Below are 20,262 nucleotides of genomic sequence, written 5' to 3'. Positions count from 1 at the left end.
CGCAGGGTGTCGCCGATCAACATCAGGAACACCCCGACGATCGAGGCCCACAGGGTGGCCTGCTGGTCGCCCCGTACGAGACGTCGCAGGGCGAGCAGGAAACCGAGGAACACGACCTCCGAGGTCCACAGGACGCCGAGCATGCCCGTCTCCGGCCGCCAGCCGTCACCGGACCTGCCCAGCAGCACCCAGCCCGCCATGAACACGGCGCCGGCCATGACGGCCCCGTCGAGTACGCGCCGCAGCCACGCCTGCCATCCCGTACCGGCATCGGCCGCGACGACCAGACCGGCCAGCCCCAGCCCGACCGTGATCGTCACCCCGGCGACCACCGCCCATCCCGTCAACCCCGCCCACCCCGGTGGATCCGCCGCCGGTTGCGGCCGGCCCGACAGGGCGACGAGGGAGGCCCGGTAGACGCCTCCGGCGCCCGCGGAACCCGCCACCAGGAGCAGACGGGTCCGCACACGCCCGCGGGTGCCCCGGGCACGGAGCAGCAGGGAGACGGTCAGCACCAAGCAGCCGACGGACGGTCCGAGGGACACGATCATCCACCCTCCCCACGGCCGGCCGGATCCCGACACAGACCGTACGAAACTCACCACGGCACCGAGTGGTGAAGTCGGCTGATTCACTCGTGTTGCGTAAGGAGGGACCGGTGGCCTTGCGCGCGCCGGTTCGCGGGGGACCCGGTCGCCGTCGCGTCGTGCGGGTGAAGGGCGCGCGACCATCCGGACGTCGACCGCGTGGCGCGCCGTCGGCCGTGGCGGGCGTGGTGTGCCCTGACGTTCTCGGGACGGCACACGCGTGAAGGAGACATCCGGCATGTTCGGAGAGACACAGGCGTTCAGTGGTTTCGCGGTCGACGACCTCGGCGAGGCCCGCCGGTTCTACGGCGAGACCCTGGGGCTGCGGGTGGAGGAGTCGGGGCAGGGCGACATGCGGATGCTGATCCTCACGCTCGGCAGCGGCGCGCGTGTCTTCGTCTACCCGAAGGAGACGCACACCCCCGCGACGTTCACGCTGCTCAACTTCCCCGTCGACGACATCGGGTCCGCCGTCGACGAACTGCGCCGACGCGGCGTGGAGCTGGAGCGCTACCCCGAGTTCGAGCACGACGAGAAGGGCGTCGTGCGGGTCGGTGAGGGCGGCCCCGCGGCGATCGCGTGGTTCACCGACCCCGCCGGGAACGTCCTCTCCGTGCTCCAGGAGAACTGACCGACGGGACCGTGGGGGTGGGGGCGCCGCGCTGGTCCGGCCCCGCCGCCCCCCGGTCCCGGTGCCGCCGGCTCAGGCCAGGTCGAACCGGTCGAGGTTCATCACCTTGTCCCACGCGGCCACGAAGTCACGCACGAACTTGGGACCCGCGTCCTTCGCCGCGTAGACCTCCGACAGCGCTCGGAGCTGGGAGTGCGAGCCGAAGACCAGGTCGACCGCGGTGGCGGTCCACCTGGGTTCGCCGGTGGCGCTGTCCCGGCCCTCGAACACGTTCTCGTCGGACGTGGACGCCTTCCACTCCGTGCCCATGTCCAGCAGGTTGACGAAGAAGTCGGTGGTCAGCGTCTCCGGCCGGTGGGTGAGGACGCCGTGCGGGGAGCGCCCGAAGCCCGTGTTCAGCGCGCGCATGCCACCGACCAGCACCGTCATCTCGGGAGCCGTCAGCGTCAGCAGGTTGGCGCGGTCCAGCAGCAGGGTCTCCGGCGACAGCTTCTCGCCCGCCCGGAGGTAGTTCCGGAACCCGTCGGCCCTGGGCTCCAGCACGGCGAACGACTCCACGTCGGTCTGTTCCTGCGTGGCGTCCGTGCGTCCGGGTGCGAACGGGACGGTGATGTCGTGACCGGCGTTCCGCGCGGCCTGCTCGACGGCCGCGCACCCGCCGAGGACGATCAGGTCGGCCAGCGAGATCCGGGTGCCGTCGGCCCGAGAGCGGGCGAAGTCGTCCCGGATCCGTTCCAGGCCCCGCAACACCTCCGCCACCTCGGGCAGTTGGTTGACCTCCCAGTCCCGCTGCGGCGCGAGCCGGATCCGGGCGCCGTTGGCCCCGCCCCGCTTGTCGGTGCCGCGGAAGCTCGCCGCGGCCGCCCAGGCGGTGGTGACCAGCTGGGAGACCGACAGCCCCGAGTCCAGGATCGTGCGCTTCAGCGCGGCGACGTCCGCGTCCCCGACGAGCCGGTGGTCGACCTGGGGGACGGGGTCCTGCCACAGCTGCGGCTCGGGGACCCACGGGCCGAGGTAGCGGGCGACGGGCCCCATGTCACGGTGCAACAGCTTGTACCAGGCCCTGGCGAAGGCGTCCGCGAGCCTGTCCGGGTTCTCGTGGAAGCTCTTCGAGATCGGGCCGTAGACCGGATCCACCTTCAGCGCGAGGTCCGTCGTCAGCATCATGGGAGCGTGGCTCCTCGACGGATCGTGGGCGTCGGGCACCGTGTCCCTGGCCGAGGGATCCGTGGGGGTCCACTGCTTGGCACCGGCGGGGCTCGTCGTCAGCTCCCATTCGTAGCCGAACAGGTTGTCCAGGTAGCCGTTGTCCCACCGGGTCGGCGCGGACGTCCAGGCGCCCTCGAGCCCACTGGTGAGCGTGTCGGAGCCCTTGCCGCTGCCGTAGCGGTTCCGCCAGCCGAGACCTTGCTGCTCGACGGGCGCCGCCTCGGGTTCGGGGCCGATGTGCTCGGGGTCGACGGCGCCGTGGCACTTGCCGAACGTGTGGCCGCCGACGATGAGCGCGACGGTCTCCTCGTCGTTCATCGCCATGCGCCCGAACGTCTCGCGAATGTCCCGCGCGGCGGCCAGCGGATCCGGATTGCCGTTCGGGCCCTCCGGGTTGACGTAGATCAGTCCCATCTGCACGGCACCGAAAGGAGCGGAGAGTTCCCTGTCGCCGCTGTAACGCTCGTCCCCGAGCCAGATGTCCTCGGGCCCCCAGATGATTTCCTCGGGTTCCCAGATGTCCTCGCGCCCGAATCCGAATCCGAACGTCTTGAATCCCATGGACTCCATGGCACAGTTACCGGCGAAAACCAGAAGATCGGCCCAGGAGATCTTCTGCCCGTACTTCTGCTTCACCGGCCACAACAGACGGCGCGCCTTGTCGAGGCTCGCGTTGTCCGGCCAGCTGTTGAGAGGGGCGAAACGCTGCGCGCCGCTGCCGCCCCCGCCCCGGCCGTCGGCGATCCGGTACGTGCCCGCCGCGTGCCAGCTCATCCGGATGAACAGGGGCCCGTAGTGGCCGTAGTCGGCGGGCCACCACTCCTGCGAGGCCGTCATCACCTCGAAGACGTCCTGCTTCAGCGCGTCCACGTCGAGGGTCGCGAACTCGCGCGCGTAGTCGAAGTCCTCGTCCATGGGATTCGAGCGGGACGAGTGCTGGTGGAGAATTTGAAGGTCCAGCTGATTCGGCCACCAGTCCCGGTTCGTCCTGGGCCGGGTCGGCGTGGGGGTGGGGGAGGCGATTGCCGGGTTTTCGCTTTCGCTGCCGGACACGTCGTCCTACTTTCTGTCTCGGTGTTTTCCGCGCACCATGCCGATGAAGGTGAACTCGGCGTCCGTATGGTCGCGCACCGCAGACGGCACCGCCACGAAACACGCAGGGCATTCCCGCATGACAAACGTGCGAGGAAATTCCTCCTTTCCCCTCGCGGTCGCGGGCGGTTCCGCCGTGATCCGGGTCAGCCTTGTACGGGAGCACCCGTCTTCCCGCGTACCTCGTCGAGGGTGACACCGGGCGCCGGTTCCACGAGTCGGCACCCCTCGTCGGTGAGGTCCAGCACCGCGAGGTCGGTGATGATCCGCTGGACCACGCCCTGCCCGGTGAGCGGCAGGGTGCACTTCTCGACGATCTTGTGGGAGCCGTCCTTGGCGACGTGCTCCATGAGGACGATCACCCGCTTGGCACCGTGGACCAGGTCCATCGCGCCGCCCATCCCCTTGACCGTCTTCCCGGGCACCATCCAGTTGGCCAGGTCGCCCGCGGCGGAGACCTGCATGCCCCCGAGCACGGCGGTGTCGATGTGGCCGCCGCGGATCATGCCGAAGCTGCGGGCGGAGTCGAAGAACGACGCCCCGGGGCCGACGGTGACGGTCTCCTTGCCGGCGTTGATCAGGTTGGCGTCGACCTCGGCGTCGACCGGGTAGGGGCCCGTCCCGAGGATGCCGTTCTCGCTGTGCAGCGTGACCCGGACGCCGTCCGGGAGGAAGTTCGGGATGAGCGTCGGCAGGCCGATGCCGAGGTTGACGTACTCGCCGTCACGCAGTTCCCGCGCGGCCCGGGCCGCCATCTGTGACCGGGACCAGCCGGTCCGCCGCTCGCTCATGCCGCGTCCTCCCGAACCGTGCGCTTCTCGATGTGCTTGGTCTGCGGGCCGGTGTGGACGATCCGCTGGACGAAGACGCCGGGCAGGTGCACCTCGGCGGGGTCGATCTCCCCGGGTTCCACCAGTTCCTCGACCTGGGCGACGCAGATCCGCCCCGCCATCGCGGCGAGCGGGTTGAAGTTCATCGCCGCCTTGTTGAAGACGAGGTTCCCGTCGGTGTCGCCGAGCCGGGCGTGGACGAGCGCGAAGTCGGCGACGATGCCCTCCTCCAGCACGTACCGGCGGCCGCGGAACTCGCGGACCTCCTTGGGAGGGGAGGCGACCAGGACCTCCCCGCTCCGGCCGTACCTCCAGGGCAGTCCGCCGTGCGCGACCGGGGTGCCCACGCCCGCGGGGGTGTAGAACGCGGGGATGCCGGAGCCGCCCGCGCGCAGCCGCTCGGCCAGGGTGCCCTGCGGGGTGAGTTCCACCTCCAGTTCACCGGAGAGGTACTGGCGGGCGAACTCCTTGTTCTCCCCGACGTAGGACGCCGTGACCCGGCGGATCCGCCCGAGTCCGAGGAGGAGACCGAGGCCGATGCCGTCCACACCGCAGTTGTTGGAGAAGACCTCCAGGCCGTCGGCCCCCTGCTCGGCCAGCGCCGTGATCAGGCGGTCCGGGATCCCGGAGAGCCCGAACCCGCCGACGGCGAGCGAACTGCCCGCGGTGATGTCGGCGACCGCCTCGGCGACCGAGGCCACTGCCTTGCTCATCGCGCCTCCCGCTTGCCGCCGGTGATCCGGCCGCGGGCCTCGCCGAAACCGATCCGGGTCCCGTCGGCGCCCGGGGCCGTGGCGGTGAGGACGACCTCGTCCCCGTCCTCCAGGAACGTGCGGGGCCGGCCGTCGACCATGACGGGCTCCTTGCCGCCCCAGGTCAGTTCGATGAAGGCACCCCGCTGCTCCTTCTCCGGACCGGAGACGGTGCCGGACGCGAACAGGTCACCGGTGCGCGAGGGGGCGCCGTTGACGGTCTGGTGCGCCAGCATCTGGGCGGGGGACCAGTACATCGCGGAGTACGGCGGCCGGGAGACCACCTGCCCGTTCCAGGCGACCGTGAGGTCGATGTCGAGCCCCCACGGCCGTGCCATCCGCAGATACGGCAGCACGGCCGGCTCCTGCGGCGGGACCGGGACCCGGGCGGCGTCCAGGGCGAGCAGCGGCACCACCCACGGCGAGATCGTCGAGGCGAAGGACTTGCCCAGGTTGGGGCCGAGCGGGACGTACTCCCAGGCCTGGATGTCGCGCGCGGACCAGTCGTTGAAGAGCACCACCCCGAAGATGTGCCGCTCCGCGTCCTCGGCGCCGATGGAGTCGCCCATGGCGTTGCCGGTGCCGACGACGAAGCCGAGTTCGGCCTCGATGTCGAGGCGGGTCGAGGGCCCGAAGACCGGTACGGGGTCCTGGGGGCCCTTGCGCTGTCCGGAGGGCCTGACGATGTCGGTGCCCGAGACGACGACGGAGGCCGCCCGCCCGTGGTAACCGACCGGCAGATGCTTCCAGTTGGGCATCAGCGGGTCGGGGTTGTCGGGCCGGAAGAGCCGGCCCAGGTTGGAGGCGTGGTGCTCGGAGGCGTAGAAGTCGACGTAGTCGGCGACCTCGAACGGCAGGTGCAGGGTGACCGCGCCCAGGTCGTGGACGGCCTCGGCGGGCACCTCGCCCCGTAGACGCTCGGTGATCCCGGCCCGGACCTCGACCCAGCGGGTACGGCCCTGTGCCATGAAGGCGTTCAGGCTCGGCCGGGCGAAGACGTCGTCGTCCAGCAGCACGGCCAGGTCGACGACGTGGTCCCCGTAGCGGGTCGCCACGCGTGGCTCACGGCCGGGCACCGAGTAGACGCCGTAGGGCAGATTGGTCAGGCCGAACAGGGACTCGGCCGGGACGGCCGGCCGGATGGTGCGGGTCATGGGGACACCTCGGTCAGGTCGGTGGTCGTCGCGGCGGGCAGCAGTCCCCACCCGGCCGCTTCGCGTACGGGTTCGGCGACGGAGCAGGTGCCGAAGGAGCGGAACAGCTCACGGACCCGGGGCGAGAGGGCGCGTACCCGCTCGGCGATCCGGTCACCGTCGCGGCCGGCCAGCGCCTCGGCCACCGTCGCCTCATCGGCGCCCCGGAGGGCGGCGTCGGTGGCCACGAGCAGGTTGAGGAACCCGTGCTGTTCGAATCCGGTCTCCGGATCGGTGTTGCGGAGCGCGTGGTGCAGGCCCGCGGTCGCCTTGAACGCCACCCCGGACCGTGCCGCGGTCAGCACGGCCGCCGCGAGTTCACGCTCGTCGGGGTAGAGGTCGGCGCGTACGCCTCCGGTGCGGAACTTGGCCAGGTAGGGGGTCCCGGCGAGGGCGGCGAGCAGCGTCTCGCGCCGGGCGTCGCGCGGCACTTCGACATAGACGGTGAGGGCGGTCGGGTCGTCGACCGCGGCGTCCAGGGCGGGTACGACCGCGTCCGCGGCGACCGTGTCGGGCACGGAGACCTCCAGCCCGGTCGGCCGCACGGCCGGGATCCGGCGTGCGGCGGCGAGAGCCTCCCGGGCACCCGGCAGCGGCACGGTCACCGAGAGGTCGAAGGACCCTTCGGCGAGGTCCGCGGTCGCGTCGGCGAGCCGGTCGAGGTCCTGGGCGGCGAGGACGAAGGCCCCGACCAGCGCGGCATGGGCGCCACGGGTGTGCGCCACATGGGCCGGGACGGCCTCCTCGACGGGCAGGCTGCCGGGCGGGAAGACCGCCGCGTCGTCGAACAGGCCGACGAGCACCGGGGGGATCTCCGGTGGGCGGCCGCTCATCGGTTCTGCTCCCAGGAGTAGACGTACGTCCCGTCGTCCGTCGCGCGGGCGGCCTCGCCGAGTTGCAGCGGGCGGAAGGTGTCGACCATGACAGCGAGTTCGTCGAAGAACTCGGCCCCGATCGACCGCTCCATGGCGCCCGGCTGGGGGCCGTGGGGGTGGCCGCCGGGGTGCAGGGAGATCGAGCCCTGCCCGATGCCGGAGCCCTTGCGGGCCTCGTAGTTGCCGCCGCAGTAGAACATCACCTCGTCGGAGTCGACGTTGGAGTGGTAGTACGGCACCGGGACCGACAGCGGGTGGTAGTCCACCTTGCGCGGCACGAAGTTGCAGACCACGAAGTTGTGGCCCTCGAAGACCTGGTGGACCGGCGGCGGCTGGTGGACCCGGCCGGTGAGGGGCTCGAAGTCCCGGATGTTGAGGACGTACGGGTAGAGACAGCCGTCCCAGCCGACGACGTCGAAGGGGTGGTTCGGCAGTGTGTGGACGGTCCCCACGACACCGCCCGACCCCCGGTGCTTGATGAACACCTCGACGTCCTCGCCCTCGACGAGCTTCGGCCCGTCCGGGAGGCGGAGGTCGCGCTCGCAGTAGGGCGCGTGCTCCAACAGCTGGCCGTGCCGGGACAGATAGCGCCGCGGCGGCCCCAGGTGCGAGTTGGCCTCGATCGCGTAGATCCGTACGGCGCCGTCCGGGACGATCCGGTACGTGGTCGCCCGCGGGACGATCACATAGTCCCCGTCGCCGGCTTCCAGGTCTCCGAAGACCGTCTCCACCCGGGCCCGGCCGTCCTCGACGTAGAGGCACTCGTCGCCGATGGCGTTGCGGTAGTAGGGACTGGCCGTGTCCGCCACGACGTACGCCAGCCGTACGTCCTCGTTGCCCAGCAGCAGCCTGCGGCCGGTCACCGCGTCGACGCCGGACCCGCCGTCCGGGAAGAGCTTGTGCGTGGAGAGGTGGCGAGGCACCAAGGGGTGATTGGGGGCCAGGGACTGGTCGCCGAGGTCCCACACCCGGAACTCCCGCACCGCCGACGGGATGTGCCGGTGGTAGAGCAGCGAGGAGTCCGAGGAGAAGCCCTCCTCGCCCATCAGCTCCTCGTAGTAGAGGTTGCCGTCCGGGTCCCGGTGCTGGGTGTGACGTTTCGGCGGAACCTCGCCCGCCCGGTGGTAGTACGGCAAGTCTCTCTCCTCATGACTCGGAGGCGTGGTGCCGTGCGCGAATTGAGTGTGCGCTCAGCGCACACTTTTGTGCGATAGTGGCAACAAGGGCGAAGTTAGGTCCCCGGTGACAGCTCAGTCAAGGACGGCCGACGCCACTCGTCGGTGTGACGTGCCCTAACGTGGCGCCGCAACAAGATCTGTCGGTTTCCGTGCGGGCCGGGTGCGGCCGCGGGATCAGGAGGCGTCGATGGCCACCCTGCAAGGCCTGGACCGTGGGCTCCGGGCGCTGGACCTGATCTCGCTGACGGCCGACGGTCTGACGGTGGCGGACCTGGCGGCGCGGCTGGAGATCGACCGGGCCATCGCGTACCGGATCGTGCGCACGCTGGAGGAGCACGCGCTGGTCTCCCGGCAGGGCAAGCGGGTGCTGCTCGGAGCCGGGGCCGCCACGCTGGCGGGGCGGTTCCGGCACCAGCTGGTCCTGGCTGCCCAGCCCGTACTGCAGGAACTCGCCGACGGCACCGGCACCTCCGCCTTCCTGACGGTGGCGCACGGCGCACGGGAGTGCGTCCCCGTGGCCGGCGCCCAGCCGACCGTCCAGCACGGCCCCGTACAGGTGGGCTACCGCATCGGCGTCCGGCATCCGCTGGAGCGCGGGGCGAACGGCATCGCCATCCTCGCGTTGCAGCCGTCCTGGCCGGACGAGCCCGAGGAGGTCGTGCGCGCCAGGGAGGCGGGTTACAGCATCACCTCGGGGCAGCTGCAACAGGGCGCCACCGGGATCGCGGTGGGCTTCGAGGTGCCCGGCGCGGTGGGCGCCTCGGTCGGCGTCGTGGCCATGCACGACTTCGACATCGACGCGGTCGCCGCCCGGGTGCGGGACGCGGCCGCGCGACTGGCGTCCCTCGGCAGGGCCTGACCGCACCCGGTGGCGAGAACCCGTTCTCGGCTGGGCAGTTTGTATAGGTGAAGCCTGGAACAGGAGTGCAAACTGAGCAGCTTGAACAGCCCGGAAGACAACTCTTGTGCAGGTGCGGGCGCCCGGTGTCTCCTGACCGCCACACGTTGGAGACAGGCACGCCGAAAGGGACGACGCATGAGTGTGGAAGAGACCCTCACGAGCCAGGAACGTCTGGCGGAGCTCGACCTGCAGCAGCTCAGGCAGCTGGTCGGCCTCGTGGAGTACGACGCTCAGGGCGACCCCTTCCCGGTGACCGGGTGGGACGCCGTGGTCTGGTCGGTGGGCAACGCGACGCAGGCCTCGTCGTTCTTCCAGGTGGTCTTCGGGATGGAGCTGGTCGCCTACTCCGGTCCGGAGACCGGCAACCGCGACCACCACGCCTACGTGCTCCGCTCCGGCGCCATCCGCTTCGTGCTCAAGGGCGGCGTCGACCCGGACAGCCCCCTGCTGGACCACCACCGCCGCCACGGTGACGGCGTGATCGACATCGCCCTGGAGGTGCCCGACGTCGACAGGTGCGTCGAGCACGCCCGCGCGCAGGGCGCGACCGTGCTGGAGGAGCCGCACGACAGCACCGACGAGCACGGCACCGTCCGTACGGCGGCCATCGCCACGTACGGCGAGACCCGCCACACCCTGGTGGACCGCTCCCGCTACACCGGCCCCTACCTGCCCGGATACGTGGCCCGCACCTCGGGCTACGTGAAGCCCGACAACGAGCCCAAGCGCATCTTCCAGGCACTCGACCACGTCGTGGGCAACGTCGAACTCGGCCACATGGACGAGTGGGTCGACTTCTACAACCGCGTCATGGGCTTCACCAACATGGCCGAGTTCATCGGCGACGACATCGCCACCGAGTACTCGGCGCTCATGAGCAAGGTCGTCGCCAGCGGCAACCACCGGGTGAAGTTCCCCCTCAACGAGCCGGCGATCGCCAAGAAGCGCTCCCAGATCGACGAGTACCTCGACTTCTACCGCGGCCCCGGCGCCCAGCACCTCGCCCTCGCCACCAACGACATCATCAGGACCGTCGACGTGCTGCGGGCCAAGGGCGTCGAGTTCCTCGCCACGCCGGAGAGCTACTACACCGACCCGGCACTGCGCGCCCGCATCGGCCACGTCCGTGTGCCCATCGAGGAACTGGCCAAGCGCGGCATCCTCGTCGACCGCGACGAGGACGGCTACCTGCTGCAGATCTTCACCAAGCCGATCGGCGACCGGCCCACCGTCTTCTTCGAGTTCATCGAACGCCACGGCTCCCTCGGCTTCGGGAAGGGCAACTTCCAGGCCCTCTTCGAGGCGATCGAGCGCGAGCAGGAGAAGCGCGGCAACTTCTAGCGGCCCAGGCCCCTTCGACGCGTCGCGGACCACCGCCGAACCCGGCGGTGGTCCGCGACGCGTCATGGCCGGTGCACAACCCCGTGGCAGGGAGCATGCGCCGCCGCCCGGAGCACGGCGATGTCCGCACCTACACTCGCCGGCACCCGCTCATGTAGCTTCCGACGTCCGTGACCACGTCCCGGACGGAAGGAAACCGCGTGACCGCCATGCTCCTCGGACAGCTCGTCGAGGCTCTGCAGGACGACGTCGTCAGCGTGCTGTCGCAGGGGGCCGAGACCGAACCACGGATCGCCGGGGTCGAGTTGCTCGACTCGCACGACGTCGTCCGGGCGACGGCCTCCGGGCATCTCCTGCTCGGTGTCGGGGTGGACGTCACGGACCCCGACGCCCTGGCCGTCGCCCTGCGGACGGCGGCGGACACGTCGTGCGCGCTCGCCGTCAAGTGCGCCGACCCCGTGGACGAGGAACTGCCGGCCCGGATCCGCCCCAGCGGGGTCCCGGTGCTGGCCGTCAACCCGCGGATGCCGTGGACGCGTGTCCAGCGCCTGGTCACCACCGTCCTTGCCGCACGCGCCGCGGACTCCGACCCCGGCAGCGGCTCGCCGACGGGAGGCGATCTGTTCTCCCTGGCCAACGCCGTCGCGATCATGGACACGCAGCAGGTCGTCGTCGCCTACTCCAGCCTGCCCGACCAGCCCATCGACGAGACCCGGCGGCGCGGGATCCTCGGCAGGCGGGTGCCCGAGGACGCGATGGCCGACCATCTGGACCGCAAGGTGTGGACCAGCGACACGGTCGCCCGCCACCAGCGCCCAGGGAACCTGCCGCGCCTGGCCGTGGTCGTCCGCGCCGGCGAGGACGTCCTCGGCTCCCTGTGGGTGGCCTTCCCCGACGACGCCCCGGTCCCCGACTGCGGGCCCACCCTCCAGGAGGCGGCCCGGGTCGCGGCCCTGCACATGCTGGCACTGCGCCGCCAGGTCGACGCCGAGCAGGAGAGCCGGGACCGCGCCCTGCGCTCCGCGCTGGAGGGCCGCGCCGGACAGCACGACCTGGCCGACGGCGCCCGCCTGCCCGGCGTGCTGGTCGGGATGAGCGAGGCCACGCAGGGAGGCGAGGAGTCCTCCGACGCCGGGGCCGCGGCCCGGCGACGTGCGGCCCTGCTGCGTCTGGTCGACCTCGCCGTCCTCGACGGCCGCTCCCTCGGCTACGAACCGGCGGCCGCCCTGCTCGGCGACCGCGTCTACCTCCTGCTGCCCACCGCCGGTTCCGGACCCGTGTCCACCGGTGTCCTCCTGGAGCACCTGCTCGACCGGGCCCGGCACAGCCTCCACCGCTCCTTCGTCGCGGTCGGCTCACCGGCCGTGGGCGCCCTGTCGCCCCTGCTCAGAGCCCGCCGCGACATCGACTCGGCGCTGGACCACCTGCGCGAACGACGGGCGGACCCGGGCGTGTACCGCACCGAGGACCTCCGGCCGGAGCTGGTGCTGCGGCGGCTCGTGGGCGCCGTCCGCGCCGACGCCGACCTGCGCACCGGCATCGTGGAACGCCTGCGGGCGCACGACGCCGAACACGCCACCGCGTACGCGGCCACCCTGCTCGCCTACCTGCGCCACTTCGGCGACGTCGTCGCGGCCAGCGGCGAGCTGCACATCCACCAGAACACGCTGCGGCTGCGGCTGCGCCGGGCCGAACAGCTCTTCGGCGTATCGCTGGCCGACCCGACGCGACGCCTGCTCCTGACGCTGGAACTGGCCGCGCTGACCCAGCCGTGATGTCGGATCCCACAGTGCGCCACCGTCATCCATGGCGGCCCCGACATTGGCTGCCGGGTGCCCGCACCCCCATGCTCCTGGACACCGAGGCACGCGCCCCACAGCGGCGAGGCCCGTGAAGCAGGCAGGGAGCACAGCAGTGACCGTTCTCGACACCCGGACGCGTACGACGAAGCCCGTGGGCATGAGTGACGCGGAGTGGCAGGCACGGCTCGAACTGGCCGCGTGCTACCGGATCTTCGACCACCTGGGCTGGGTCGAGATGGTCTTCAACCACATCACCGTGCGGGTGCCCGGCGAGGACGGACACCTGCTGATCAACCCGTTCGGCCTGTTGTACGACGAGATCACGGCCTCGAACCTGGTGAAGATCGACCTCGACGGGAACATCCTGTCCGACTCGGACTGGCCCATCAACGAGGCGGGTCTGCTGATCCACTCGGTGATCCACGCCCATCGGCCCGACGCGCACGCCATCATGCACACCCACACCACCGCCGGCACCGGCGTCGCCTGTCTGCGCGGCGGCCTGGACCCGGACAACTTCTACGCCGCCCAACTGCACGACCTGGTCACGTACCACGACTTCGAGGGCGTCACCGTCGACCCGGAGGAGAAGCCACGCCTCGTGGCCGACCTCGGTGAGCGCGACCTGATGATCCTGCGCAACCACGGCCTGCTGGCGCTCGGCCCCACGCTGCCCGCCGCCTTCTCCGCCCTGTGGACCCTGCAACGGGCCTGCGAGATCCAGCTCGCCGCCCAGTCGTCCGGCCAGCCGCTGATGCCGGTGACACGGGAGGCGGCCATGCGCTCGACCAGGGAGTCCTTCCAGCTGGGCGACCGCACACAGGCGGGCCGCACCCTGTTCACCGCGCTGCGCCGCCGTATCGACCGCATCGCCCCCGACTACGCCGTCTGACCCCACGGCGCCGCACCCCGGGCGCCCGTACGGCCACCCCCACCCCGATCGCCACCCCCTCCGCTCACCCTTCCGCTCCGGGCCGACGACGACCCGACGACGAATCGGACCAGCCATGTCCCAACCCTCGACGGCACCCGGCCCCCAGCACCGCACGGTGGCGCTCGCCGCCATGGCGGGCACCACCATCGAGTGGTACGACTTCTTCATCTACGCCCTGTGCACCGGTCTGGTCTTCAACCAGCTCTTCTTCCAGGGGTTCGGCGAGGACTCCCTGATCATCTCCTTCGCCACCATCGGCATCAGCTTCTTCTTCCGGCCGGTCGGCGCGGCCCTCGCCGGTCACCTCGGCGACCGGCTCGGCCGCCGGGCCATGCTGATCGCCACCCTGGTACTGATGGGCGCCGCCACCACCCTCATCGGCCTGGTGCCCACCCGGGACTCCATCGGCCTGGCCGCCCCGGTCATCCTGGTGTTCCTGCGCATCCTCCAGGGCCTGTCGGCCGGCGGTGAGTGGGGTGGCGCCGCCCTGATCGCGGTGGAGCACGCCCCCACCGGGAAACGCGGACGGTTCGGCGCCTTCCCCCAACTCGGCGCCCCACTGGGCTTGTTGCTGGCCAACGGCATGCTCGCCCTGATCACCGCCCTGACCACGGACGAGCAGCTCCTGGCCTGGGGCTGGCGCATCCCCTTCCTGCTCAGCGGCGGCCTCGTCGCCGCCGGCTTCATCATCCGCCGCAAGGTCGACGAGAGCCCCGTCTACCGGGAGTTGAAGGAGTCCGGCAACCACTCCCGCACCCCGCTCGCCGCCCTCTTCAGGCACCACTGGCCGCTCGTCATCGGCGGTGCCCTGCTCTTCGCCGCCAACAACGCCGTCGGCTACATGACCACCGGCGGCTATGTGCAGGCGTACTCCGTCAACCATCTGGAGATCGACCCGACGACCATCCTGATCTGCGTCATGATCGCAGCCGTCACCTGGCTGAGCAGCACCATGGCCGGCGGCATCCTGTCCGACAGGATCGGCCGGATCCGTGTCTACCAGATCGGCTTCGCCGTCCAACTCGCCTGGATGTTCCCCTTCTTCGCTCTGCTGAACACGGCCGATGCCGGCCTCGTCGTCCTCGGCCTGATCGTCTACAGCATCGGCCTGGGACTGACCTACGGCCCGCAGGCCGCCCTGTTCTCGGAGATGTACCCCACCGCCGTCCGCTACAGCGGCGCCGCCCTGTCGTACGCCATCGGGGCCGTCCTCGGGGGCGCCTTCGCCCCGATGATCGCCGAGGCCCTCCAGACCGGCACCGGCACCGTGTACTCCGTGGGTGTGTACCTCACCGGGGTCACCGTCGTCGGCCTCGTCGTCACCTTCTTCGTCAAGGAGCGCAAGGACGTCCCCCTGGGCGACACCGAGCCCGACCAGCACGACGTACAGGCCACCGTCAGCGCCTGAGCACGCCCGAGCATGCCCTGGCCGGCCGGGGGCCCACGACAGCAGCCATCCCCGGCCCAGTCCCCGATCTCGCGAGGAGTCACCCCCCATGACCGACCCGACGACCGACCTGACGACCGACTCGACCCGCCCGGCACCCACCGGGGGTCCCCGCCACAGGTCACTCACCCGCCGACGCTTCTGGCAGGCCGGCACCGCGGCGGCGGTCACGGTCGGCGCGGCGTCGCTGACGCGGGGGCAGTTCGCCGGTGCCGCGACCGCCCCGACCGCGCAGGACTACTTCGACCGGGCTGCCGAACGGGCTGGTGACAACCCGATCCTCACGGATCTGGTCGCAGCGCTCACCTCCGGCTTCAGCGTTCCGCGCCCCACCCCGCCCGCCCCGCAGAAGATCTTCGACGACGTCGCGGTGGTGAGCATCGGCTGGGTGTCCGCCACGGCGATCCTCACCTCTGACGGGATCATCCTGATCGACGCCCTGACATCACCCACCGACGCCGAGCAGACCCTCGTCCCCGGCCTGCGCGCGCTGGGCGCCGATCCGTCGACGATCAAGTACGTCGTCGTCACCCACGGCCACGGTGACCACTTCGGCGGCGCCCGGTACCTGGCCGACACCTATGGCACCCGGGTCATGATGGCCCCCGCCGACTGGGACACCCTCGCCGCGAGCAAGCCGGCCGACGCGCCCACCCGTGACCTCGACATCACCGACGGCCAGAAACTGACCCTGGGCGGCACCACCGTGACGCTCCATCACACACCGGGCCACACGCCCGGCAGCGTCTCACCGATCTTCCCGGTCCACTGGCGGGGCGGCGCGCACACCGCGATGCTCTGGGGCGGCACCAACCCGCCCACCGCCACCGCGGACAAGCGGACCTACCTCGACTCCGCCCGGACCTTCGGCTCCCGGATGAAGCGGGCCGCGGTGGACGTCGAACTGAGCAACCACGGGTTCTGCGACCACGGCCTGGAGCGCATGGAGGAGGTGCGCGGCGCGCCGGACAGCGCCGAGAACCCGTTCGTCGTGGGCACCTCCGGCACACAGCTGTTCATGCAGGTCATCAAGGACATGCTGAAGGGCCGCATCCTCCAGGACCAGGAGTCCACCGGCACCGCCACCACCTCGGCGGCGACGGCCGCCGCGGCCCCGCACACGGCGGCCTGCGGCTGCTGACGACGGCGGACACGCGCGTCGGGCGTCACCCCGAAGGGCGGGTGAGGTGGGCGGACACGGCGTCGAGGACCCAGCCCAGGCCGGTCGTGAACGACGTCTCGGCGTCCACGTCCGTGCCGTCGTGAACGGCCTTGGCCAGCGCCGGGAAGCGGCCCGTGGCCAGCATGCTCGTCACATGCGGGCCTGAGGCGCGCTGCCACTCGTGCTCGGACAGGCCCGTGGCGCGCTCGGCCCGCAGATGCGCGATCTCGCGCCTGACGGCGCCGGTGACGTAGGAGCTGACCGTCTCCACCGCCCGCATGACGGTGTCGATGTCGGCGAGACGGACCAGGGGGGCCAGCGTGGCCTCGGTGACGGCGAGGGCGTTCGGCCCCAGGATCGGGCGGCCGCCGAGCAGGTCGGCCAGCCACTCGTGACGAAGAGCGGTGCCCCTGGTGCGGTGGGCGAGGACGCTCAGCGCCTCCCGCCAGTCACCGGGTCGCTCCTCGGGGAGGATCTCGGAGTGGACCTCGTCCACCATGAGGTCGAACAGCTCCTCCTTGGTGGAGATGTATCCGTACAGCCGCATCGGACCGGCGCTCAGCCGGGCGGCGACCTTGCGCAACGACACCGCCTCCAGCCCGCCCTCGTCGGCCAGCGCCACGGCGGCGGCGACGATCCGCTCCCGGTCGAGCGGCACGGGGCGGGTCGGCGGCTCCGGTCGGTCCCACACAGTCATGGCCACATCGTACTGTTGCCATGCACCGTATCGAGAAAATACAGTGTATCGACATGAGGCATCGCATCGCCGTCATCGGAAGCGGCCCGGCCGGACTGACCTTCGCCCGCGTCCTGCACCGCCACCACCACTCCGTCGCCCTCTTCGAACGGGACCCCACCCCCGACGCCCGCCCGCCGGGCGGCACCCTGGACCTGCACGAAGGCCTGGGCCAACTCGCCCTGGACAAGGCCGGGTTGCTGCCGGACTTCCAGGCACTGGCCCGTCCCGAGGGGCAGGCCCTGCGCATCCTGGACCCGGCCGGGAACGTGCTGCGCGACTGGCGACCCCGCGCCGACGACCGCGCCAACCCCGAGATCGACCGCGGGCAACTCCGGGACCTGCTGCTCGGCCCGCTCGAAGTCCGGTGGGGACGAGCCGTGACACGGGTGGTGCCGGGGGCCGGGACCGGCGCGGTGGTCCACTTCGAGGACGGGCGCCAGGAGACGTTCGATCTGGTGGTCGGCGCGGACGGCGCCTGGTCCCGGGTCCGCCCCGCAGTGTCGTCGGTGGTGCCGCACTACACCGGCGTCACCTCGGTGGAGACCTCCCTGGACGACGTCGACACCCGCCACCCCGACCTCGCCCGGCTGATCGGCGACGGTTCCGTGGGCGTCTACGGCGTGAACCGGGCCCTCGTCGCCCAGCGCAACAGCGGCGGCCACGTCAAGGTGTACGCCCAGTTCCGCGCACCGCTGGACCGGCACACGGACCCGGATCCGGCCGACGCCGACGCCGACGCCGTACGAGCGAGCCTGCTCGCTCTGTTCGACGGCTGGGCCGCTCCTGTCCGCGACCTCCTGCGCCACGGCACCGCTTTCGTCCGCCGCCCCCTCCACGCCCTGCCCGTCGCCCACACCTGGACCCATGTCCCCGGGGTGACCCTCCTGGGTGACGCCGCCCATCTGATGCCTCCACTGGGGGCGGGCGCGAACCTCGCGATGCTGGAAGGCGCCGAACTCGCCGAGACCGTCGCCGCCGCTTCCGGTCCCGGAGAGCTGGACCAGGCCGTCCGCGCCTTCGAGGAACGGATGTGGACCCGGGCCGAGACATGGGCGAAGATCACGACAGCGGGCCTGGAGCGTCTCGTGAGCCCGGACCCCGCCCAGGCCCTGGCCCTCTTCGACGAGGTCCAGTCGTCCTGACCGCGGGGCGCGACGGCGGAACCGCCGTCCCACCGGAGGCGCACCGGACGCGCGCCCACCGGAGCCGCGCCGCTCACACCCCTCAGTCCGCCACCGACACGAGCCGGTCCGGCCCTTCGCGCGGGCCCTCCCACTGCCGGAGCAGGCTGTTGACGGCCTGACGCCCCGCGCGGTTGGAGCCCACGGTGGACTGGGACGGACCGAAGCCGACCAGATGCACCCGCGGTTCGCCGGCCACCTGGGTGCCCCGCATGGTGATCCCGCCGAGTGCGTTGCGCAGCCGCAGCGGGTCCAGGTGCGCCAGCGCGGCCTTGAAGCCCGTCGCCCAAAGGATCACGTCGACGGTCGTGAAGGAGCCGTCCGCCTCGCGCACACCGCCCGGTTCGACGGAGGTGAACATGGGACGACGCACCAGGACCCCGCGCTCCTTCGCCGCCACCGCGTACGGGGTCCAGCCCAGGCCGGTGTACGAGACGACGCTTCCGGTGGGCCTGCCCGCCGCCACGTCGTCCGCGACCCTGGCGATGATCCTGCGGCCCTCGACCTCGGGATGGAACCCGCCCTCCAGGAAGACGGGTTCGCGCCGCGTGTACCAGTAGGCGGTGGCCACGCGGGAGATCTCCTCCAACTGTTGCAGCGCCGAGATGCCCCCGCCGACGACGGCGACCCTGCGTCCGGCGAACCGGTCGGCCGACACGTAGTCGTGGGTGTGGAGCTGGAGTCCGGCGAAGGTCTCCTGCCCCGGATAGCGGGGGCGGACGGGGTTGGTCCATGTGCCGGTGGCGTTGATGACCGCCCGCGTGATCCAGGTCCCCGCGCTCGATTCCACGGCCAGGTCGCCGTCGGGGCGGTCGTCCAGCGGCCGTACGGCCGCGACGGTCACCGGCCGCAGGATCGGCAGGTCGATCGCCTGCTCGAAGGCGGCGAAGTAGCGGGGCACGGCCGTACGGCTGGGTTCTTCGGGGTCCACCGGCGGCTGCGGGAAGTCGGGCAGGTCGAAGATGCCGTTGACGGTGTTCATCCGCAGCGACTCCCAGCGGTGCCGCCACGCCCCGCCGGCCGCCGGTTCGGCGTCGAGCACCACGAAGGTCCGGGCGCCGTCAGGGTCGGTCAGGGCGCTGGTGAAGCCGCGCCGCTCGAGGTGGTAGCCGGCCGAGAGACCGGACTGCCCCCCACCGATGACCACGACCGTCGCCCGCCCACCGGCAGCGGGCGTCGGCCGGCTCGTCACCCGCCCGTCGTCAGTGTCTGCAGGCCGGCTCACCACCCGGTCACCGACGCTGAAACCGCCGAACTGCATCGCGAGCTCCTCGGGTCGACAGGACTGCACACCAGGGGGAACAGGATGATACGTCATCTATTCCCGAGGGGACGACTCCCGGCCATTCCTCGCCATGTGGTTGACGCATCAACCGAACTCTGATGTGGTTGATGCGTCAACCTAATCTCTCCTTGACAGGGGTAGCTGGTATGAGTGACAAGAAGGTCATCGCGGTCGCCGGAGCCACGGGAGCGCAGGGCGGCGGTGTCGCACGCGCGATCCTGGCCGATCCCGACTCTGGCTTCACCGTGCGCGCGCTGACCCGGAACCCGGACTCGCCCGCCGCCAAGGAGCTGGTCGAACTCGGCGCGGAGGTCGTACGGGCGGACTTCTACGACGAGCCGTCCGTGCATCAGGCGTTCGAAGGTGCGTACGGCGCCTTCCTGGTCACCAACTTCTGGGCCCACGGCTCGGCCGCCAAGGAGACCGAGGAGGTCGAGGTGCTGGTCCGGGCGGCCAAGGCCGCGGGGCTGCGGCACGTGGTGTGGTCGACACTGGAGGACACCCGCGAGCTGCTGCCGCTGGAGGACGAGCGGATGCCCGTTCTCCAGGAGAAGTACAACGTGCCGCACTTCGACGCCAAGGGCGAGGCCAACGAGCTCTTCCGCCGGGCCGGGGTGCCGACCACGTTCCTGAACACCACGTTCTTCTTCCAGGGCTTCCTGTCGATGCTGGGCCCCAAGCGGGACGAGGACGGCGTGCTGACGCTGACCCTGCCCTTCGAGGACGGCAAGCTGCTGGCCGGCCTCGACGTGAACGACATCGGCCACACCGCGCTCGGCCTCTTCAAAGGCGGCGAGCGTTTCGTCGGGCACACCGTCGGGCTGGCGGGCGACCACCTGACCGGCGCCCAGTACGCGGAGAAGATCGGCGCCGCGATCGGTGAGCCGGTGCGCTTCCAGGCCGTGCCCTACGACGTCTTCCGCTCCCTCGGTGTTCCGGGGGGTGACGAGATCGGCAACATGTTCCAGTACTACGGCGATTTCGACCAGGAGTTCACCGGCGCCCGTGACCTGGACGGGATCCGGGAGATCCACCCCGGCCTGAAGAGCTTCGACGACTGGCTGGCCGGGAACGCCGCCGACATCCCGCTGAGCTGACCGGGCGCCCCTCGTCCGCCCGATGG

At 71.2% G+C, this 20,262-nt stretch carries 17 protein-coding genes; 9 read left to right on the top strand and 8 right to left on the bottom strand.

The features are described 5' to 3' along the window. Window positions 1-825 precede the first annotated feature (825 nt). Window positions 826-1,218 carry a VOC family protein gene (locus HW837_RS12785; protein ID WP_045561874.1) on the top strand — a complete coding sequence of 131 codons (393 nt, stop codon included), beginning with the start codon at window positions 826-828 and terminating at the stop codon, window positions 1,216-1,218. 72 nt (window positions 1,219-1,290) lie between these two features. Here the strand turns inward: HW837_RS12785 and katG are convergent, their stop codons facing one another. The 6 genes from katG to HW837_RS12755 all read right to left on the bottom strand — a co-directional run bounded on the left by katG (window position 1,291) and on the right by HW837_RS12755 (window position 8,305). Beyond that, the gene (gene katG / locus HW837_RS12780) at window positions 1,291-3,480 is read right to left on the bottom strand and encodes a catalase/peroxidase HPI (protein ID WP_193379721.1); all 2,190 of its coding nucleotides are present in this window, start codon (window positions 3,478-3,480) and stop codon (window positions 1,291-1,293) included. Between the two features lie 185 nt (window positions 3,481-3,665). Beyond that, window positions 3,666-4,310, bottom strand: a complete 645-nt coding sequence (locus tag HW837_RS12775) for a CoA transferase subunit B (RefSeq protein ID WP_193379722.1) — start codon at window positions 4,308-4,310, stop codon at window positions 3,666-3,668. Beyond that, the gene (locus tag HW837_RS12770) at window positions 4,307-5,062 is read right to left on the bottom strand and encodes a CoA transferase subunit A (RefSeq protein WP_045561877.1); all 756 of its coding nucleotides are present in this window, start codon (window positions 5,060-5,062) and stop codon (window positions 4,307-4,309) included. The genes HW837_RS12775 and HW837_RS12770 overlap by 4 nt, the downstream gene beginning before the upstream one ends. Beyond that, complete coding sequence (fahA, locus tag HW837_RS12765; protein WP_045561878.1) at window positions 5,059-6,255, bottom strand: fumarylacetoacetase; 1,197 nt, start codon at window positions 6,253-6,255, stop codon at window positions 5,059-5,061. Before fahA ends, HW837_RS12770 begins: the two co-directional genes overlap by 4 nt. Continuing rightward, the gene (locus HW837_RS12760) at window positions 6,252-7,127 is read right to left on the bottom strand and encodes a hypothetical protein (protein ID WP_193379723.1); all 876 of its coding nucleotides are present in this window, start codon (window positions 7,125-7,127) and stop codon (window positions 6,252-6,254) included. Before HW837_RS12760 ends, fahA begins: the two co-directional genes overlap by 4 nt. After that, on the bottom strand, window positions 7,124-8,305 hold the full coding sequence (locus HW837_RS12755) for a homogentisate 1,2-dioxygenase (RefSeq protein WP_193379724.1): 1,182 nt from the start codon (window positions 8,303-8,305) through the stop codon (window positions 7,124-7,126). The genes HW837_RS12760 and HW837_RS12755 overlap by 4 nt, the downstream gene beginning before the upstream one ends. A gap of 229 nt (window positions 8,306-8,534) precedes the next feature. Between HW837_RS12755 and HW837_RS12750 the strand changes: the two genes are divergently transcribed. The 6 genes from HW837_RS12750 (at window position 8,535) to HW837_RS12725 (ending at window position 15,913) form a co-directional block, all read left to right on the top strand. Next, on the top strand, window positions 8,535-9,206 hold the full coding sequence (locus HW837_RS12750; RefSeq protein WP_045561881.1) for an IclR family transcriptional regulator: 672 nt from the start codon (window positions 8,535-8,537) through the stop codon (window positions 9,204-9,206). A gap of 177 nt (window positions 9,207-9,383) precedes the next feature. Next, complete coding sequence (gene hppD / locus HW837_RS12745) at window positions 9,384-10,589, top strand: 4-hydroxyphenylpyruvate dioxygenase (RefSeq protein ID WP_045561882.1); 1,206 nt, start codon at window positions 9,384-9,386, stop codon at window positions 10,587-10,589. A gap of 209 nt (window positions 10,590-10,798) precedes the next feature. Further along, the gene (locus HW837_RS12740; protein WP_196788919.1) at window positions 10,799-12,364 is read left to right on the top strand and encodes a PucR family transcriptional regulator; all 1,566 of its coding nucleotides are present in this window, start codon (window positions 10,799-10,801) and stop codon (window positions 12,362-12,364) included. A gap of 139 nt (window positions 12,365-12,503) precedes the next feature. Then, a complete protein-coding gene (locus HW837_RS12735) occupies window positions 12,504-13,283 on the top strand; it encodes a class II aldolase/adducin family protein (protein ID WP_199819127.1) in 780 nt (259 codons plus the stop codon). A 115-nt stretch (window positions 13,284-13,398) separates the two neighbouring features. Then, entirely contained in the window at window positions 13,399-14,733 is a 1,335-nt protein-coding gene (locus HW837_RS12730) for an MFS transporter (protein WP_193379727.1), read from the top strand. Between the two features lie 88 nt (window positions 14,734-14,821). After that, window positions 14,822-15,913, top strand: a complete 1,092-nt coding sequence (locus HW837_RS12725; RefSeq protein ID WP_193379728.1) for an MBL fold metallo-hydrolase — start codon at window positions 14,822-14,824, stop codon at window positions 15,911-15,913. A gap of 25 nt (window positions 15,914-15,938) precedes the next feature. Here HW837_RS12725 and HW837_RS12720 read toward each other — a convergent pair whose 3' ends face one another. After that, window positions 15,939-16,631, bottom strand: a complete 693-nt coding sequence (locus tag HW837_RS12720) for a TetR/AcrR family transcriptional regulator (protein WP_193379729.1) — start codon at window positions 16,629-16,631, stop codon at window positions 15,939-15,941. A gap of 53 nt (window positions 16,632-16,684) precedes the next feature. On the opposite strand from HW837_RS12720, the gene HW837_RS12715 reads away from it, so the two are divergent. Next, entirely contained in the window at window positions 16,685-17,815 is a 1,131-nt protein-coding gene (locus HW837_RS12715) for an FAD-dependent oxidoreductase (protein WP_193379730.1), read from the top strand. Between the two features lie 82 nt (window positions 17,816-17,897). Here HW837_RS12715 and HW837_RS12710 read toward each other — a convergent pair whose 3' ends face one another. After that, a complete protein-coding gene (locus HW837_RS12710) occupies window positions 17,898-19,115 on the bottom strand; it encodes an NAD(P)-binding domain-containing protein (protein ID WP_193379731.1) in 1,218 nt (405 codons plus the stop codon). A 170-nt stretch (window positions 19,116-19,285) separates the two neighbouring features. On the opposite strand from HW837_RS12710, the gene HW837_RS12705 reads away from it, so the two are divergent. After that, a complete protein-coding gene (locus HW837_RS12705; RefSeq protein ID WP_045561886.1) occupies window positions 19,286-20,236 on the top strand; it encodes an NmrA/HSCARG family protein in 951 nt (316 codons plus the stop codon). Window positions 20,237-20,262 lie beyond the last annotated feature (26 nt).

The organism is Streptomyces caniscabiei, assembly GCF_014930365.1.
Lineage (GTDB): Bacteria > Actinomycetota > Actinomycetes > Streptomycetales > Streptomycetaceae > Streptomyces > Streptomyces caniscabiei.
The sequence above is the reverse complement of the archived record's forward strand: the minus strand, read 5'-3'. Positions and strand labels throughout refer to the sequence as shown.

What these genes read in the sequence shown, in the direction of transcription:
- HW837_RS12785 (WP_045561874.1), top strand. Translation starts at nt 826, where the DNA reads ATGTTCGGAGAGACACAGGCGTTCAGTGGTTTCGCGGTCGACGACCTC.
- HW837_RS12775 (WP_193379722.1), bottom strand. Translation starts at nt 4,310, where the DNA reads ATGAGCGAGCGGCGGACCGGCTGGTCCCGGTCACAGATGGCGGCCCGG.
- HW837_RS12770 (WP_045561877.1), bottom strand. Translation starts at nt 5,062, where the DNA reads ATGAGCAAGGCAGTGGCCTCGGTCGCCGAGGCGGTCGCCGACATCACC.
- fahA (WP_045561878.1), bottom strand. Translation starts at nt 6,255, where the DNA reads ATGACCCGCACCATCCGGCCGGCCGTCCCGGCCGAGTCCCTGTTCGGC.
- HW837_RS12760 (WP_193379723.1), bottom strand. Translation starts at nt 7,127, where the DNA reads ATGAGCGGCCGCCCACCGGAGATCCCCCCGGTGCTCGTCGGCCTGTTC.
- HW837_RS12750 (WP_045561881.1), top strand. Translation starts at nt 8,535, where the DNA reads ATGGCCACCCTGCAAGGCCTGGACCGTGGGCTCCGGGCGCTGGACCTG.
- hppD (WP_045561882.1), top strand. Translation starts at nt 9,384, where the DNA reads ATGAGTGTGGAAGAGACCCTCACGAGCCAGGAACGTCTGGCGGAGCTC.
- HW837_RS12740 (WP_196788919.1), top strand. Translation starts at nt 10,799, where the DNA reads ATGCTCCTCGGACAGCTCGTCGAGGCTCTGCAGGACGACGTCGTCAGC.
- HW837_RS12730 (WP_193379727.1), top strand. Translation starts at nt 13,399, where the DNA reads ATGTCCCAACCCTCGACGGCACCCGGCCCCCAGCACCGCACGGTGGCG.
- HW837_RS12725 (WP_193379728.1), top strand. Translation starts at nt 14,822, where the DNA reads ATGACCGACCCGACGACCGACCTGACGACCGACTCGACCCGCCCGGCA.
- HW837_RS12720 (WP_193379729.1), bottom strand. Translation starts at nt 16,631, where the DNA reads ATGACTGTGTGGGACCGACCGGAGCCGCCGACCCGCCCCGTGCCGCTC.
- HW837_RS12715 (WP_193379730.1), top strand. Translation starts at nt 16,685, where the DNA reads ATGAGGCATCGCATCGCCGTCATCGGAAGCGGCCCGGCCGGACTGACC.
- HW837_RS12710 (WP_193379731.1), bottom strand. Translation starts at nt 19,115, where the DNA reads ATGCAGTTCGGCGGTTTCAGCGTCGGTGACCGGGTGGTGAGCCGGCCT.
- HW837_RS12705 (WP_045561886.1), top strand. Translation starts at nt 19,286, where the DNA reads ATGAGTGACAAGAAGGTCATCGCGGTCGCCGGAGCCACGGGAGCGCAG.